Annotated in this window: 13 protein-coding genes and 1 pseudogene; 11 read left to right on the forward strand and 3 right to left on the reverse strand. The window is 42.3% G+C overall.

The genetic code is table 11. The features are described from left to right. The first annotated feature begins 1 nt into the window (after nt 1). The 5 genes from LN995_RS02095 (at nt 2) to LN995_RS02115 (ending at nt 5,744) form a co-directional block, all read left to right on the forward strand. Entirely contained in the window at nt 2-1,639 is a 1,638-nt protein-coding gene (locus LN995_RS02095) for a chemotaxis protein CheA (RefSeq protein ID WP_229957919.1), read from the forward strand. Between the two features lie 9 nt (nt 1,640-1,648). Continuing rightward, nucleotides 1,649-2,323, forward strand: a complete 675-nt coding sequence (locus LN995_RS02100; RefSeq protein ID WP_229957920.1) for a chemotaxis protein CheC — start codon at nt 1,649-1,651, stop codon at nt 2,321-2,323. A gap of 46 nt (nt 2,324-2,369) precedes the next feature. Then, nucleotides 2,370-3,185, forward strand: a complete 816-nt coding sequence (locus LN995_RS02105; protein ID WP_229957922.1) for a putative phage abortive infection protein — start codon at nt 2,370-2,372, stop codon at nt 3,183-3,185. 174 nt (nt 3,186-3,359) lie between these two features. Next, nucleotides 3,360-4,652, forward strand: coding sequence for a polyamine aminopropyltransferase (gene speE / locus LN995_RS02110; protein WP_262910387.1), 1,293 nt, complete (start codon nt 3,360-3,362; stop codon nt 4,650-4,652). 21 nt (nt 4,653-4,673) lie between these two features. Continuing rightward, a complete protein-coding gene (locus LN995_RS02115) occupies nt 4,674-5,744 on the forward strand; it encodes an agmatinase family protein (RefSeq protein ID WP_229957926.1) in 1,071 nt (356 codons plus the stop codon). 132 nt (nt 5,745-5,876) lie between these two features. Here LN995_RS02115 and LN995_RS22245 read toward each other — a convergent pair. Further along, nucleotides 5,877-6,649 (reverse strand): annotated as a pseudogene (locus tag LN995_RS22245) (transposase). On the opposite strand from LN995_RS22245, the gene LN995_RS02130 reads away from it, so the two are divergent. Together LN995_RS02130 and LN995_RS02135 are read left to right on the forward strand one after the other, a co-directional pair. Further along, nucleotides 6,557-6,748, forward strand: a complete 192-nt coding sequence (locus LN995_RS02130) for a hypothetical protein (RefSeq protein ID WP_229957933.1) — start codon at nt 6,557-6,559, stop codon at nt 6,746-6,748. The pseudogene LN995_RS22245 and the gene LN995_RS02130 sit on opposite strands and share 93 nt — an antisense overlap. 237 nt (nt 6,749-6,985) lie before the next feature. After that, the gene (locus tag LN995_RS02135; protein ID WP_229957935.1) at nt 6,986-7,324 is read left to right on the forward strand and encodes a phage holin family protein; all 339 of its coding nucleotides are present in this window, start codon (nt 6,986-6,988) and stop codon (nt 7,322-7,324) included. Between the two features lie 86 nt (nt 7,325-7,410). Here LN995_RS02135 and LN995_RS02140 read toward each other — a convergent pair whose 3' ends face one another. Then, nucleotides 7,411-7,743 carry a four-helix bundle copper-binding protein gene (locus LN995_RS02140; protein WP_229957936.1) on the reverse strand — a complete coding sequence of 111 codons (333 nt, stop codon included), beginning with the start codon at nt 7,741-7,743 and terminating at the stop codon, nt 7,411-7,413. A gap of 174 nt (nt 7,744-7,917) precedes the next feature. On the opposite strand from LN995_RS02140, the gene recQ reads away from it, so the two are divergent. The 3 genes from recQ to LN995_RS02155 all read left to right on the forward strand — a co-directional run bounded on the left by recQ (nt 7,918) and on the right by LN995_RS02155 (nt 11,991). Beyond that, nucleotides 7,918-10,044, forward strand: coding sequence for a DNA helicase RecQ (gene recQ / locus LN995_RS02145; protein WP_229957938.1), 2,127 nt, complete (start codon nt 7,918-7,920; stop codon nt 10,042-10,044). A gap of 267 nt (nt 10,045-10,311) precedes the next feature. After that, complete coding sequence (locus tag LN995_RS02150) at nt 10,312-11,091, forward strand: XRE family transcriptional regulator (RefSeq protein WP_229957940.1); 780 nt, start codon at nt 10,312-10,314, stop codon at nt 11,089-11,091. A 180-nt stretch (nt 11,092-11,271) separates the two neighbouring features. Next, nucleotides 11,272-11,991 (forward strand): pirin family protein, encoded by a 720-nt coding sequence (locus LN995_RS02155; RefSeq protein ID WP_229957942.1) that lies wholly within the window; start codon nt 11,272-11,274, stop codon nt 11,989-11,991. Between the two features lie 129 nt (nt 11,992-12,120). Here the strand turns inward: LN995_RS02155 and LN995_RS02160 are convergent, their stop codons facing one another. Beyond that, entirely contained in the window at nt 12,121-13,950 is a 1,830-nt protein-coding gene (locus LN995_RS02160) for a M2 family metallopeptidase (protein ID WP_229957944.1), read from the reverse strand. Between the two features lie 570 nt (nt 13,951-14,520). Here LN995_RS02160 and LN995_RS02165 point away from each other — a divergent pair. Further along, on the forward strand, nt 14,521-16,200 hold the full coding sequence (locus LN995_RS02165; protein WP_229957946.1) for a GMC oxidoreductase: 1,680 nt from the start codon (nt 14,521-14,523) through the stop codon (nt 16,198-16,200). Nucleotides 16,201-16,213 lie beyond the last annotated feature (13 nt).

The following is a 16,213-nucleotide window of genomic DNA, read 5'->3' on the forward strand; positions in this document are numbered from 1 at the left end:
CATGAAATCGAGAGAACAGGAATATAAAGAAATATTTATTGCAGAGGCGCTGGAGTATTTTGATGCGCTGAACAGGCATATTAGCGCACTGGAGAAACAGCCGCAGAATGATCAGCCTTTAGCTGAGATTTTTCGCTTATTGCATAACCTGAAAGCTAATGCTAAAGCGATTGGCTACCTCCAGATATCGGATGTGTCGCATAAGCTGGAGACGGCTTTTAGCTTAATCCGTAGTAAAGAATTAAGTTTTAGTGAGGAGGTTGTAACTGTTCTGTTCGATGGCATTGACCTATTGGGGGAATTGATCAGGAACATAGATAATCCTGAATACGGAGAGCCTGACCCGGTACTGCTTCGCAACCTGGACATTATCGTAGACAATCTCTCCGACAGTGCCATTGAGTTAACAAAGGTGCAGAAGTATAATACTTCTAAAAACCTCACCCTGTCAGATCTGATTTATATCCAGATCAAAAAGCTGGACCACATGCTTAACCTGGTAGGAGAGCTGATTATTGACAGGGATAGAATAAACTCAATAAGTCGGGAGCTGAACCATGATGAGCTAAAAAGTGTAAGCTCGCACCTGTACCGCATCACAGAAGATTTGCAGTACAGTGTAATGGATGCGCGGCTGGTAAGCGTGGGTACTCTTTTTAATAAGTTTCCGCGTATAGCAAGAGACGTAGCCTCAGCTGAAAAGAAAGAAATTAACCTGGAACTGGTTGGGCAGGATATTCAGATTGACCGTAATATTCTGCAGATCATAACAGATTCACTCGTGCACCTGGTGCGGAATTCTGTTTCTCATGGTATTGAGAAGCCGGATGAACGGGAGAAGAAAGGGAAGTCTCGTATTGGCAGTATTGTGCTGGCAGCCAGGAGTGACCGCGACAATGTCATTATCACCTTATCTGATGATGGGAAAGGCATTGATATGAAACAAGTTAAGCGTGCGGCTGTAAGCAGGCAGTTAATTACAGAGGATGCTGCAAAAACATTACAGGATTCAGATGTACTTTCTTTTCTTTTCGAGCCAGGTTTTTCACTGGCCAAAGAAGTAACAGAATACTCTGGAAGAGGCGTAGGCCTGGATGTGGTAAAAAATGCCATAGACTCTATTGGTGGAAGAATTAGTATAGACTCTGCAAAAAACAAGGGCACGGTTTTTACCTTACAGTTGCCAACATCCATAGCAGTGAAAGGAGCGCTGCTGTTTGAGGTGGATGAAATCTTTTATGCTATACCATTGATGCATACAGACCAGGTGGTGGCAATGGATAAAGACGAGCTGCATGAGGTAGGGGATATACTGGTAACAGACATAAAAGGAGAGACCATAACCGTAGTGTACCTGCACGAACTGCTAAATGCTGATGAAGCTGAAATGCGATTAGGCGATAAAACAAAGCTAAAAGGGCAGGTACAGAATATTATTGTAGTAACTTACAACAACAGAAAGCTCGGGCTTATAGTAGATAAACTATATAGGCAGCAGGATATTGTCGTGAAGCCGTTAAGTAAACCATTAGACAATTTAGATCTTTATGGTGGCGTAACCCTTTTGGGGACTGGTAAAGTTTGCCTTGTGCTGGATGTATCAGCCATTACCCGATATTTTATTAACAACAGAAGATAGGCAGTGGGCATGGCAGAAGAACTAAATAACTTTAATATCATGATGGACCCTCATGTAACTGAGTTAGAAAGAGACGTAATAAAAGAAATACTGAATATTGGGCTTGCTCGTGCCGCGGATTCTTTTGCTGCCATTGCAAAAGACAGGGTATTGTTGAAAGTGCCCGATATACAGCTGATTGATGTCAAAGATCTTCTGCTTCTGGTTACCAAATATGAGCAGACTCATGTTATTATTCAATCAGATATCAAAGGAGATTTTAATGGTGCCACGCTAATGCTTTTCTCTGAAGACCAAGTAGGGCATTTATCTGAGGTTTGCCTGAACATGATAGAAGTGCAGCGAGGGGAGCTTACAGCCATGCAAGAATCGCTGCTGCTTGAGATCAGCAATATTATTACAGGTGCCATGGTAACACAACTGGCTAACATTCTGAAGGCCAATATTTATGGCTCGCCGCCTAGAGCACCTAAAAACTACATAGCTGATTCTCTGAAAGATATTCTGGTGCAGCATCCGCTTTTTCAGCCTTTAGTGTTTACGGTTATTACACAGTTTACTCACAATTCTAAAATTGTCGAATTGCCTCTGCTGTTGTTTTTCGATACATCCACGTTGCTTAAAGTGGTAGAGATTATCCGCAGCTTTAATTTAGGTGACAGTAATTTTCTGGTAACCGAGTAAGGGTAAAGGCAGTATGTGTAGCTGAATTATAGCTATACTTTCTTACATGTCTCAAAAAAGACAGAAATTAAGCGGATACGAATTAATAGGCTACTTCTTGATTTTAGCCGGAACCGTAGTGTTAATTTGGGGAACCGTCAAATTTAACCTGATACGGGAATTGTACCTGAACCCATCAGACAGGGAAGGTGGCGTTTTCGGGGAATATGGTGAGTTTATTGGCGGTATAGTCGGTTCATTATGGGCCTTGGCTGGCGTTTTTCTCTTCTTTGCAACACTCACCTACCAAAAGCGCGAATTTGAGCTACAGCGCATTGAGCTGGATAAGACGCAGCGAATCTTTCAGCAACAGAACTTCTCCACGCTCTTTATCAGCTTTATAGATAAGCACAACGAGATAATTAATTCCCTTACTGCGCACGATATACAGAACAGTACCTGGTCAGGCACAAGCTTTTTTGTTTTCTTTCAGGAAAAAGTTCTTTCCTCTTTTGTACAGAAAGTGCGTTCTCTTAAACAGGAGGAAAAAACGCGGGCTAACCTAGCCTATTATTTTCAGGAGTATTTTACCTATCATTTCAGTTTCTACCAGAGCAGCCTTAGTCCTTATCTGAAGAACCTAAGCGTGCTTTTCAAGCTCATACAGAAGTACCGGGTAGACACCCACGATGAACACGAATACTACAGCTTTATTACCAAAGCCAGTTTTACCCAACCTGAATTATTCCTTATATATCATGTCTCAAAATTTAACCTATTGAAAGAGTTTACTACTATAGATAACGCATTTGATATTTTTGAGGAGCTGGTGGAAGAGTATAAAGCAGAACATATTGTAGAGAAGGAACTAGAGGGGGAATAGGTGCAGTGATTTACTTTTTGCTCTAAGGCTGAACAGCTATTACTTAAATAATAATATAATTAACATATTGCGTACCAGAGGAGTATATAGAGGAGGTGCTGTGTTAATTTGATTATAGCGCTATATTTTGTTTTTTTGCTGTCTTATTAGTTTTAAACCTTCTATTCCCCGTTGATGAACGCCTTAGGAAGACACATTTTAGTTGAATTTTACGATTGCTCTCCTGAGCTTATGAACGACGTCGTTCATATTGAAAACAGTATGGTAGCCGCTGCCGAAACTGCAGGAGCAACTGTTATAAACAGTACTTTTCACCACTTCTCACCCTATGGTGTTTCCGGAGTTGTTGTGATTCAGGAAAGCCACCTTGCTATACATACCTGGCCGGAATATGGTTATGCAGCTGTAGACCTGTTTACTTGCGGCGATTCAGTTGACCCGTGGGTGTCTTACAAGTTTTTAAAAGAGGCGTTTAAAGCAGGACATGGTTCATCTATGGAGTGCCGTCGCGGACAGCTTGACCTGTTGAAACGTAATGATTTCAATATTGAAAACATGCGCGATGTATCGCCTAAGCCACCGGAAGTAGAAGGTGCTATTACGCGTGATGTGTGGTTTACGGAGCGTGATGAAAATATAGCTCTGTCTCTTAAACACTCGGGAAATCAGCTATATAAAAAAGACTCTCCTTTCCAGCGGGTAGAAATTTACGAAACACTGGCTTACGGTAATATGCTGACGCTGGATGGCATGGTTATGTGTACACAAAAAGATGAGTATGTGTACCATGAAATGATTACGCATGTGCCTATGTTCAGCCATCCTCAGGCAAAACGAGCTTTGGTAATTGGAGGTGGAGATGGCGGTACAGTTCGAGAACTGCTGCGCCATGAGCAGTTAGAAGAAGTAACTTTAGTGGAAATTGACGAGCTTGTAATTGAAGCCTGTAAGCAGTACCTCCCGGAAACAGCAGTTGCTTTTGACAACCCTCGCTTAAATCTTTTGGTGGCAGATGGCATTAAGTACATCAACGAATGTGCTGACGGGCAGTATGATTTAATCATCATAGACTCTGCCGATCCGGTTGGTCCCGGAGAGGGTTTATTTACAGCAGAGTTTTATCAGCAGGTGTACCGTTGCCTTACGCCAGACGGCGTAATGATTACGCAAAGTGAATCTCCACGCTTTAATAGCGGTGTGTTTGTTGAGATTTATGATACTTATAAGCAGATATTCGGACAGGATAAAGTACACTGCTACCTTGCTGCCATTCCTACCTATCCTACAGGCACCTGGAGTTTTTCTTATTCTTCTAAAGGAGAATCTCATCCGCTGAAATTTAACCGTGAGGCAGCAGCAGAATTCTCGGTAGCTAAAGGGCTTAAATACTACAATGAAGAAATTCATACGGCCGCTTTTGCATTGCCAAACTTTGTAAAAGGACTACTTAAAACGAATCAAAAATAATTAGTCTCCGCTACTTTATACATGAATAATAAAGAACAAAAAATTGCCGGCTTTGATCCTAATGGAGTAGGTGATGTGAGTGGAGGCCTTTTTGGCCTGCCCTTTAATGTAGATGAAGCAGAAGTTGTCATTGTACCGGTTCCGTGGGAAGTAACGGTGTCTTATAGCGCTGGTACGGCACAGGGACCAAGAGCAGTTAAAGATGCTTCGCCGCAACTCGACCTTTTTGACCCCAACATTAAAGATGCCTGGAAGCTGGGCCTTGCTATGGAGGAAATTCCTTATGTGTGGGAGAATGCAAGCGAGGAGCTGCGAAAAAAAGCAGAGGAATATATTACATGGCTGGAAGCAGGAAGCCCGGAGCATGATAAAGCAAAGTTTGAGTCCCTGGCTACAGAAGTTACTACAAAAGGAGAGGAGTTGCTACAATGGCTGAAGCAAAAAGCTCTAACCTTAATGGAAAAAGGGAAACTGGTTGGTGTGTTGGGCGGAGATCATAGTACACCGCTTGGACTGATGCATGCGCTAGCTGAGAAGCACGAGGAGTATGGTATACTTCAGGTAGATGCGCATGCAGATTTACGCAATGCCTATGAGGGCTTCGAGTATTCACATGCTTCGATCATGTATAATGCCCTAAAGCTACCTCAGGTAAAGAAGCTGGTACAAGTAGGCATCAGAGATTTAGCTGAGTCAGAAGCAGAAATGGCTGATCAGTCTAACGGCAGAATAACAGTGTTTTATGATGCTGTGCTTAAAGAAAACATGTATGAAGGCGACAGCTGGAAAAAACAGTGCAAAAAGATTATTGCTCAGTTGCCGCAGAAGGTTTACATCAGCTTCGACATAGATGGGCTTGATCCAAAATTATGTCCCGCAACTGGTACACCAGTACCTGGAGGGTTAGAATTTGAGCAAGCAGTTTACCTGATCAAGCAACTGGTAAAATCTGGCCGTGAGATTGTAGGCTTTGACCTATGTGAAGTTGCTCCTGGCGACAGCGAGTGGAACGGAAATGTGGGAGCCCGTATGCTTTATAAGCTTTGTAACTGGATGGCAGTATCACAGAAGCGCTTAGAAGCTCAGTTTTAAGAAGTTCAATAGCTTTAGTTAAGATATTGAAAACCCTACAGATGATTTCTGTAGGGCTTTCTTTTTTATAAAAAGTGGTTCATTGCCTGTTAATTTGTTAAGGTTCTTCTTAAATCAACGTGAGCTCGGGATTTAGACATTTATTCTGGCGGGCTTAAAGCTGCATGTCTGGTCCAGAAAGGTGTAGGCGGTCAGCCCTGAGAAGATCTGCGCCAAGGCGTTGAGCGGATTTCGGTCGCGTATGTGGTCGATGTCGCAAACCGTCATCAAAATATCATTGACCGCCTCAATGCTGCCGCGTCTGAGCATGTTCTTCATGTTGCGCCGCACTTTGGTGACCAGGTGCAGGCCTTTTTCCAGCAGCTCCTTCATCAGGGAAGTGAGGTAGCCCTTGTCGCCGTAGCACTTGCCCTTCAGGCCCTTGAGCAGGAAGGAGAGCACCTTCGGGTTGTTGTCAGCCACATGGGCCGGTGTGACCAGGAAGCGCACCAGCTGGCCACGTCCCCAAAGACGCTGTGGGAGTGGATGCGGCGGTTGTTACAGACGGGCAGCTTCTTGGAGTCGATGTAGTAACGGCCGCCTCTCTGGGAGCGGCCCGCCCGGTAGTGGGCCAGCAGGAAAGCATGCAGCAGCGTCTGCTTGGCCAGCTCCAGGAAGTGCGTGTACGAGACGGCACGGGGGAAGTAGCTTCTCATCTCCCCCAGAACCAGGCGCTCATAGTAGTACTGAAAGCACTTGAAGCCCGACAGATGGTAAAGGGTAAGGATAGTCAAGACCTCGCTGTCACTTAAGCCAGGCTTGCGGCCAGCCAGGTGGCGCGGCTCGAGCCCCTCTGGCAACGGATGGGTAGTAAAGTGCTCTTTCAACTGAAGGCAGAAATCATCGATTTCGCAGAACACTTCCACGACTTTGGCAGTATTTATGATAAAGTACATAAGGCTAAGGAGTTAGGTGAAACATTGGATATTATTTCTACCCGCTCCTTAGCCTTATTGTTTGTGTAAAATTATGATTTGAAATAGGTTAATTCCCGAGTCCACGTTAAATCAGAAGGTCTGTAGGTTATGTATTAATAGTTTTGTTACAAGCTAATTAACCTGTATTGGTTATAGTTAAACTTTAGTTCCTTTATCTGTTGTTTTAAATCTAAGCTTACTAGGGCGCAACTTATCTTTCTAGCTATGTTCCCGTATGTATGTTTCATAATATGGAAAAACTATATTTGATAAACATTTTAAACTATGGGAATAATTATCAGACTTTTAGTTGTCGTAGCAGCAGCTTTAATTTCATCATACATACTGCCAGGCGTTCAGATCAGTGGCTTTACCTCAGCACTTATGCTGGCAATAGTTCTTGCTATTCTCAATGCTATTGTTCGGCCTATACTAGTGCTTTTGACTATACCTATTACCATACTTACTCTTGGTCTGTTTTTGCTGGTGATAAATGCGTTGATTATTCTACTGGCTGATTCACTGGTACCGGGGTTCAATGTAGACGGCTTCTTTTGGGCTTTGATTTTTAGCTTTGTTTTAGCTATTGTAACGTCTATACTCGATGCTATTTTTGATAGATAGTAATAGTTCTGGTAAAAAAATAAAAGCAGCCTGCTAACTAAATGGCAGGCCGCTTTTATTTTATCTCCTAGTGCTTTTACAAGCTCTTACCCATTAATCCAGTTCTGGCAGGCATCAGCACACTCCTTGCAAATATCAGCGCAATGCTGGCAATGCTCAGTGTCATGTTTACGGCACTCTTCTTCGCACAGGCGGCAAATTTCGATACACTCCTTCATGATGTGCTTTGCATGTTCTGAACTACGGGCTACAAACCGGGAGGTTAGGGCACAAATATCTGCACAGTCACGGTCCAGCATAATACAACGGGCCATCATTTTTACATTATCCTCCTGCAGGCATTCTGTAGCACATACTTCACATGCTGTTATACATTTTACCAGTACATGTTGTAAGTCGTTTGTTTTATCTGATTTCATAGTTTTGTTGTTAAAAGTTTAATGAAACAAAATACGGCTGCATTGTAGCTGTGGTTATTTTAATAGATGTAGAGGTAAGATAAACTCCAGCTTAAGCAGAAAAATGCTTTATCTTTGAATAATAAAGTGAAGAGGAAAATTCAGGCTAAGCCTGAGGTTGAGATTGATTAAAACATGAATATCAGAGAGGCTCGCGAAGCTTTAAAATTATACTTTGGCTACGAAAGGTTCCGCCCTATGCAGGAGCAGATCATTACCAATATTCTGAATAAGAAAGATGTGGTGGTGCTAATGCCTACAGGTGGTGGTAAATCTATCTGTTACCAGGTGCCAGCTGTGGTAATGCCGGGCTTATGCGTGGTAATATCACCGCTAATTGCTCTAATGAAAGACCAGGTGGAGGCTTTATTAACCAATGGTATACAGGCGGCATACATAAACAGTTCACAAAGTGCAGAACAACAATATACTATCGAAAACCAGTGTCTGAACGGAGAGCTTAAGCTGCTATATGTTTCTCCGGAAAAGCTCTTGTCTGCCGGTTTCCTGTCTTTTCTGAAGCGTATTAATATTTCTCTTTTTGCCGTGGATGAAGCACACTGTATATCTGCCTGGGGCCACGACTTCAGACCGGAGTATACACAGCTGAGAGCACTGAAGCAACAGTTCCAGACTACGCCAGTCGTTGCGTTAACCGCTACAGCCGACAGGCTCACACAAAAAGATATACAGGAGCAGCTTTGGCTGCAGAACCCCGATGTTTTTGTTGCTTCTTTTGACAGACCCAATATTAACCTGATGGTAAAGCCTGGCAAAGACAGGTTTAATAAAATTACGGAGTTCCTGGAACGACATTATAAACAGCCGGGAATTATATACTGCCTTAGTCGTAAGGCAACAGAGTCTTTGGCTAATAAGCTAAAGACACAGGGCTACAATGCCACATACTATCATGCTGGCATGTCGGCACAGCAACGCTCCAAGGCACAGGAGGCTTTTTTGCGCGATGATGTGCAGGTAGTTTGTGCGACAGTTGCTTTTGGTATGGGCATAGATAAATCTAATGTGCGTTGGGTAATACATTATAATCTTCCAAAAAACATCGAGGGGTACTACCAGGAGATAGGTCGTGCCGGAAGGGATGGAGCACAGTCTGATGCACTGCTGTTCTATAGTTTCGCAGACGTGATGAACATGCGCAACATGCTTTCGGAGGGAGATAAAGCACAGACAGAACTGCAACTTGTCAAGCTAGAGCGCATGCAACAGTTTGCTGAGGCAGCTTCTTGTCGCCGGCGCATATTGCTACAGTACTTCGGAGAAACCATGGACAAAGACTGTGGTAACTGCGACATTTGCCGGAATCCGCCCACAACTTTTGACGGTACTCTTATAGCTCAAAAGGCACTTTCTGCGGTAGCACGCACCCAGGAGAAAGCAAATATTGGTTTGCTCATAGACGTCCTCCGTGGGTCGAGGAGTAGCCAGGTTCTCTCAGCAGGCTATGATAAAATAAAAACCTATGGAGCAGGCCGTGATGTGAGTACGATGGACTGGAACCGCTATCTGCACCAGATGCTGAATGCCGGTTTGTTAGAGCTTGCTTATGATCAGAATTATGCCTTAAAGCTTACAGACCAAAGTAGACAAGTGCTTTTTGAGGGGAAAAAAGTACAGATGGTTAAGTTTGAGGAAGCTAAGCAGCAGGAAGAGACCGTAAAACCGCGTCCTAAACGGGAGGTAATTAAAGATGCCTTATTTGATAAGCTTCGCTCGTTACGCAAGCAAATTGCCGATGAACAGAATGTTCCGCCTTATGTAGTGTTTAACGATAGCACTTTGCAGGAAATGGCTGCAGAAAAGCCTACGAACCGTATCACAATGTTAGCAATATCCGGAGTAGGAGCACAGAAATATGAGCGGTATGGAGATGCATTTATTAATGCAATAATAAGTTTTGTAACAGAGGAACAAGCGAAAGGAAACAAAGTAAAAGGTGCCACTCATCTGCTTACTTTTGAAGCCTATCAACAAGGGTTAAGTCCTGAGCAGATTTCCATACAGCGGAATCTGAATCCTGTTACCATATATTCTCATCTGGCTACCTTATATGAACAAGGTTATGCCGTTAATCTGTCTGATTTTATTTCCAAAGCAGAATATAATGTCATAAAAAAGGCCATAGAAAAACTTGGAGCAGATTCTAAGCTAAAAGATCTTTTTGAGATGCTGGGCGAGCAGTACGAATATCATAAAATAAGATTGGCACTGGCAATTTATAAGAAACAAAATAGCATTTAAAATGTCTCTAAGAAGAGGTGGTATCAGGTAAAGGCAAGTTCTTCTTTTTAGTTAATAAAGTTAATCAATAAAAAAGCCTTTTCAGAAGTACCTTTTGATTTTATACATATTCTTGTAAGTGTCTTTATAGTGCAAAAAATAACTTAATTATAAAAAAATAATGCTAATTGAATTAGTATATTAGTTAACTTGTTAGTACATTTACACATATGTATAGTTGCAGAAGTGGCTATTTAAGAAAATGAACTAAAACTATTGGCAATATAAGTGCAAATGGTAACATCTAATATTAGGTACTTAAGAAAGAAAATTGGCTTTACTCAGGCACAGTTAGCTGAGAAGCTTGATATAAAACGCTCATTAATAGGGGCTTACGAAGAGGGGAGAGCTGAACCAAAATTAAGTACCTTGGTTAACATAGCACGCCTTTTCGATATATCTCTGGATGATCTGATTACACTTGACCTCTCAGAAGAGAAGTATGCTGGAAGTAAAGGTATGAAGCCAAGTAGAGGAAACAGTCTTCGTGTTCTGGCTATTACGGTAGATGATGAGCAGAAAGAAAATATAGAACTTGTTCCCTATAAAGCTAGTGCTGGTTACCTGAATGGCTATGCTGATCCTGAGTTTATTGAGGAGTTGCCACGCTTCCGTTTACCTATGTTGGGTAATACAGGCACCTTCAGGGCTTTTGAAATCAGTGGTGACTCTATGTTGCCCATTGCCTCAGGCACTGTTATAGTAGGTCGCTTTATAGAAGAATGGAGTTCTATCAAAGATGGTACTCCTTGCATTATCGTCAGCCAGAAAGAAGGAGTTGTATTCAAGAGAATCTATAATAAAATTCAGGAAGCTGCTGTTTTAAGGCTTCATTCTGACAATCCTGTTTATTCTCCTTATGAACTGAACGTAGAGGATGTACTGGAGATATGGGAAGCTAAATCTTATATCAGCTCTACATTTCCTATTGCAGATCTTTCTTTAGACAAGCTTTCTTCTATTGTGCTTGACCTGCAAAAAGAGGTGCTTAAACTTAAAAAAGCCTAAAAAATTAATCTTTTGATAATACTTCAAATCCTGCTCGAAAGACGCAGGATTTTTTGTTTTAGCTGGTTATAAGGCTTCTGTTAAGCTTAAATCTAACAAGAAAGCATTTTATGCGTATTGCATAACCGATGTACTTGTTCATTTTTTAAGATATCATATTAATATTAACTATTCCATCCAATGATAAAACTAATTACAGCACCTGAGCGTCGCGAAGCAAGAGTAGGAGACTCCTTATCATCTCATTATCTTTTTTCTTTTGCTGATTATTATGACCCTGATAATGTTCAGTTCGGATCTTTGCGGGTGTTTAACGATGTTGTGATAGGACCAGGAGGTAGTATTCCGGCACATCCGCAAGCAGATATGGAAGTGTTAACCATAGTGCTGGATGGTGAAATAGTGCATCTGGACAATATAGGAAACGAGGTTACCTTAGCTGCAGGGCAGGTACAGCGTATAACAGCGGGAACAGGCATAACTCATTCTGCCAGAAACATGACCGATAAAGATGCGCATGTGTACCAGTTGTGGTTGTTGCCTAATAAGCGTGATCTGGCTCCTTCATATGAACAAATGGATTTAGGGTTTCTGGACAAGACTGGTGAACTTTTTCCCTTGGCAACAGGACAAAAAGTGCTGGAAGATCTGGTTTTCCTGAATTCTAATTCCACTGTTTATTATTGTAACTTAGGTTCTGGTGATGAAGTAGATTTTAGAACCTTTAAGATCCGGAAGACCCTGATCTATGTAACAGGTGGCAGCTTGTTAATTGATAATATGGAGGTAAACATACATGACCAGGTGCGTCTTGAAGAGCAGGAGGTAATTCGAATACATGCTACCTCTAAGGCTTCTTTTATTTTGGTAGATGTGCCAGCTCTGGAGGTAAACTTTTAATCTAGCTGCCCCTGTTGTACTTTATTGTTAATGATAAAGTTGTTAGCTAAGGCAGATTATAAAGCTATAAAGTAAAAAAGCAGCATGAACCCATGCTGCTTTTTTACTTTATAGCCGACGAAAGAAAATTTATAAAGTGTATTTCCTGCCTTTGTTCTGTTCTTTCAGATACTCCATCAGCGGCTGGAAATAATCTACCATAGCACGGGCGCTTAGTTCTTCTCCAGTCTTATTTTTCAGCATTTTACGCCAGTCGGCGGAAGCCCCGGGATACATAATTTCACGAAGGAAGTTCCCGACTTTTTTGCTACCGTAGTAGTTTGTTGCATGCGGATCTTGCTTTAGTATGTTCTTTGCAATGTGATCATGCAGCTGAAACAGAATTACGTAAGACAGTGCATAATCATAGTATTGTGCCGCATCGTCGTTGATATGCGTTTTAGTAGTGGCATCTGTATATTCCTCTCCACGCGGCGAGGGAGGCACAATACCTTGGTATTTTTTCGCCAGTTCCCACCAACGCTTGTTTAACTGGTTAGCAGGTAAATTCTGAGCATAAAAGTCATGTTCCCATTCACTCATTACACCAGCTGCAAAAGGAATGAACGTTACATAACTTAGTGCTTCTTTAAGCAGTGTTTGCACTCCATCTGTCTCTGCGTTTTTATCAATCAGGTTTAGCTCGATCAGGAAAGGCTTTTGCATGGCTGCGAGCCCCATTAAACTACCCATTGCTTCGTGGTAAGCACGGTTTGCTCCGCCACGTAATAGTACAGGTACATCAGGGTTTGTGTAAGTCATGTAGTAATAAATATGCCCTAGCTCATGGTGCGTGGTTTCGTACCATTCCGAGTTTGGTTCCACACTCATCAGGCTCCGAACATCTTTGTCCAGGTCCATGTGCCAGGCAGAGGCATGGTTATTTTTTTTATAATTTGCGTTAGCAGGCAAAGGGTACAGGCTGGATTTTTCATAAAAAGACTGCGGCAACTTGTCGAAGCCTAGGCTTACATAAAAGCGCTCCGCCTGATTTACAAGCCATTCCTCACCTTTAGGTTTTAAGGCACCATCCAAGTCAATTCCTTTGACCTCTACCATTGAGCTCCAGTCCTGCCCCCAACGGTTAGGCAACCAGTGAGCAGGCAGGTAATCAGGTACTTCTTTCACACCATATTTCTTGGCCAGTTCATATCGGGCATACGTGTGCAACTCGCGGTACAGCGGGCGTAGTTCCTCGTTTATCTGCTGCACCAGATTCATCATCTGCTGACGTGTCATACCGTAATCAGAAGCCTGGTAAGAGAAGTAGTCATCATATCCGAGGCTCTGAACAGTTTTATTGCGCAGGTCACGAAGGTTAAGTATTCCCTCACGCAGGTTCTTGCCAACTTCTTTACTTGCCTGCCATGCATCAAGACGTTTCTTCAGGCTTGTCTCATTTTTTAAGATGTTATCTATGTCGTTGGTGCTGACAGACTTCTCATAAATGCGATAGTCGAAGCCATACAGCTTTTCTGTTTGCTCTGTTTCTGCTTTAATGCGAGCCTTCACAACATCGGGTATAATCTGTGGGTTATTGGCTCCTGTGTAAAGAACAGCTTCTAACTGCTTTACCTGCAGGTCTGTGAGTTGCTCTTTTTGCTCCAGTAAAGCCTTTGCCTTTTCTATGTTTTCTGCACTTCCAGTAAAAGCGGCAAATGCTTCGTTAGCCTTTCGGGTTGCTACAGCATTGGTAGAGTCACCTTCAACAATCGTTGTATTAGAAGCCCATTCTGCTTCTGTAGATGCAGTGTATAGTTGCTGATAATCTTTCGAATATCTATCTAAAAATGCCTGGGCCTCTTGCTGTACAGCCGTGTTTTCGGAAGTTATGGCTGTAGAAGCGGACTCTGTCTTTTGACTAGAGCAGGAGGTAAGCAGAACAGCGGCGGTTAAGCCGGTAAGGATGATTTTTTGCATATATTGATTCTGATAAGAGGAATAAATTAAGCTCTAGTAAACCAAAAGTAAAGCTTGAGCGATTACCTAACTCCAAATATAAGGATAAATCAGAAGAAGAACGGATCGGTTTATGAACGCAGTGGCTCTGCTACACTTCATGAAGCAGGGGTATCTTAAAGTTCGGAAAAGGTTAAAGTTATATCTGGAATGCTAAAGCTGTTTATGGTTGTTTTTACTCCTTGTGCCGTGAGGTTGGTGAGACCAATAGGCCATCACTCCCTTAAGAAGTTAAAATAAATCCAGCTTTCATTGAATAATCAATAAAAAGCTATAATTAATATATCTTTTTATGTTAATATACCGTTTAAGCAGTTTTATCAGAAACAGACACAATCTGATCTTACAGCTAAACGTATTTCTGTAGAACAGGTCGTAGTTGCTGACTGTCGTGTCACGTTACTTTATTACAATCAGCAAGCCTTTTATGATTACATAATTTTAGTAATAATTATTCTAAATAAGCTAACTAACATTAGGTTTTTAAAATGATCTGCTTATATTTATCTGTTGAAAAAAATAATCTAGACTATGGCCGAAAATGTTTATGATGCAATTGTAGTTGGTTCAGGTATTTCAGGAGGATGGGCTGCCAAAGAACTTACTGAAAAAGGGTTAAAGACCATTATGCTGGAACGTGGTCGAAACATTGAACACGTTAAAGATTACACCCATACTAATAAAAACCCCTGGGAGTTTCCGCATAGAGGTGGCCGTACACAACAAATGATAGCAGATTACCCGGTGCTGAAGCGAGATTATGCTTTAAATGAAACAAACCTTGAGTTCTGGGTAAACGAAAAAGAAAGCCCTTATACAGAAACTAAACGCTTCGACTGGTACAGGGGTTACCATGTTGGTGGCAGGTCGTTAATGTGGGGGCGCCAGAGCTACCGCTTAAGCGACCTTGATTTTGAAGCAAATGCTAAAGACGGTATTGCTACTGACTGGCCTATCCGTTATAAAGATCTGGCTAACTGGTACAGTTACGTAGAAAAGTTTGCAGGTATTAGTGGCTCAAAAGATGGCCTTCCCCAGTTACCTGACGGCGAATTTCTTCCTCCAATGGATATGAACTGTGTGGAGAAGGATGTTGCAACTCGCATAAAAGAACATTACAAGGGCAACCGTCACATGATTATTGGTCGTGTAGCTAATCTTACTGCTCCTCTTCAAAATAGGGTTAACTGCCAGTACCGTAATAAATGCTGGAATGGCTGTCCATTCGGTGGTTACTTCAGCACACAATCTTCTACACTTCCTGCCGCTATGGCAACTGGTAACCTTACACTGCGTCCTTTTTCTATCGTAACTAAAATCCTTTATGATAAAGATACAAAAAAAGCAAAAGGAGTGGAGGTGCTGGATGCGCAGACAAACCAAACCTATGAATATTATGCTAAGGTTGTGTTTCTGAATGCTTCTACACTGAACTCTACCTGGGTGCTCATGAACTCTGCTACAGATGTTTGGGAAGGTGGTTTAGGAAGTAGCAGTGGTGAGCTAGGCCACAATTTAATGGATCATCACTTCAGAGCAGGGGCTTCTGGTGTGGCAGAAGGTTACGAAGACAAATACTACTATGGCCGCCGTCCGAATGGTATTTATATTCCTCGGTTCAGGAATCTGAACGGTGAAAAGCGAGACTACATTCGTGGTTTTGGCTACCAGGGCAGAGCCGGACGCGACGGATGGAGCCGAGAAATAGCCGAGATGAGCATCGGCGCTGATTTTAAAGATGCTTTATGTGAGCCAGGCCAGTGGACAATGGGTATTACAGGCTTTGGAGAAACATTGCCTTATCATGAAAACAAAGTGTCGCTCGATAAAAATAAGAAAGATAAATGGGGCCTTCCGGTATTAGCCATTGATTGCGAGATAAAAGAGAACGAGAAGAAAATGCGCAAGGACATGATGGAGGATGCAAAGGAAATGCTGGAAATTGCCGGAATTAAAGATGTAAGAACTTATGATTCTGGTTATGCTATGGGTATGGGTATACACGAGATGGGAACAGCCCGCATGGGTAGAGACCCTAAATCTTCTGTGCTGAACGAGCATAACCAGGTGTGGGATGCGAAGAATGTATACGTGACAGATGGCTCTTGTATGACCTCTGCCGGCTGTCAGAATCCTTCGCTTACTTATATGGCCCTTACAGCAAGAGCAGTAGATCATGCTGTAGGCGAAATGAAAAAGCTTAATATATAATATTCTGGTGTAG

The sequence above is a fragment of the Pontibacter silvestris genome (genome assembly GCF_020907275.1).
In the GTDB taxonomy this organism is placed as follows: Bacteria; Bacteroidota; Bacteroidia; order Cytophagales; family Hymenobacteraceae; genus Pontibacter; species Pontibacter silvestris.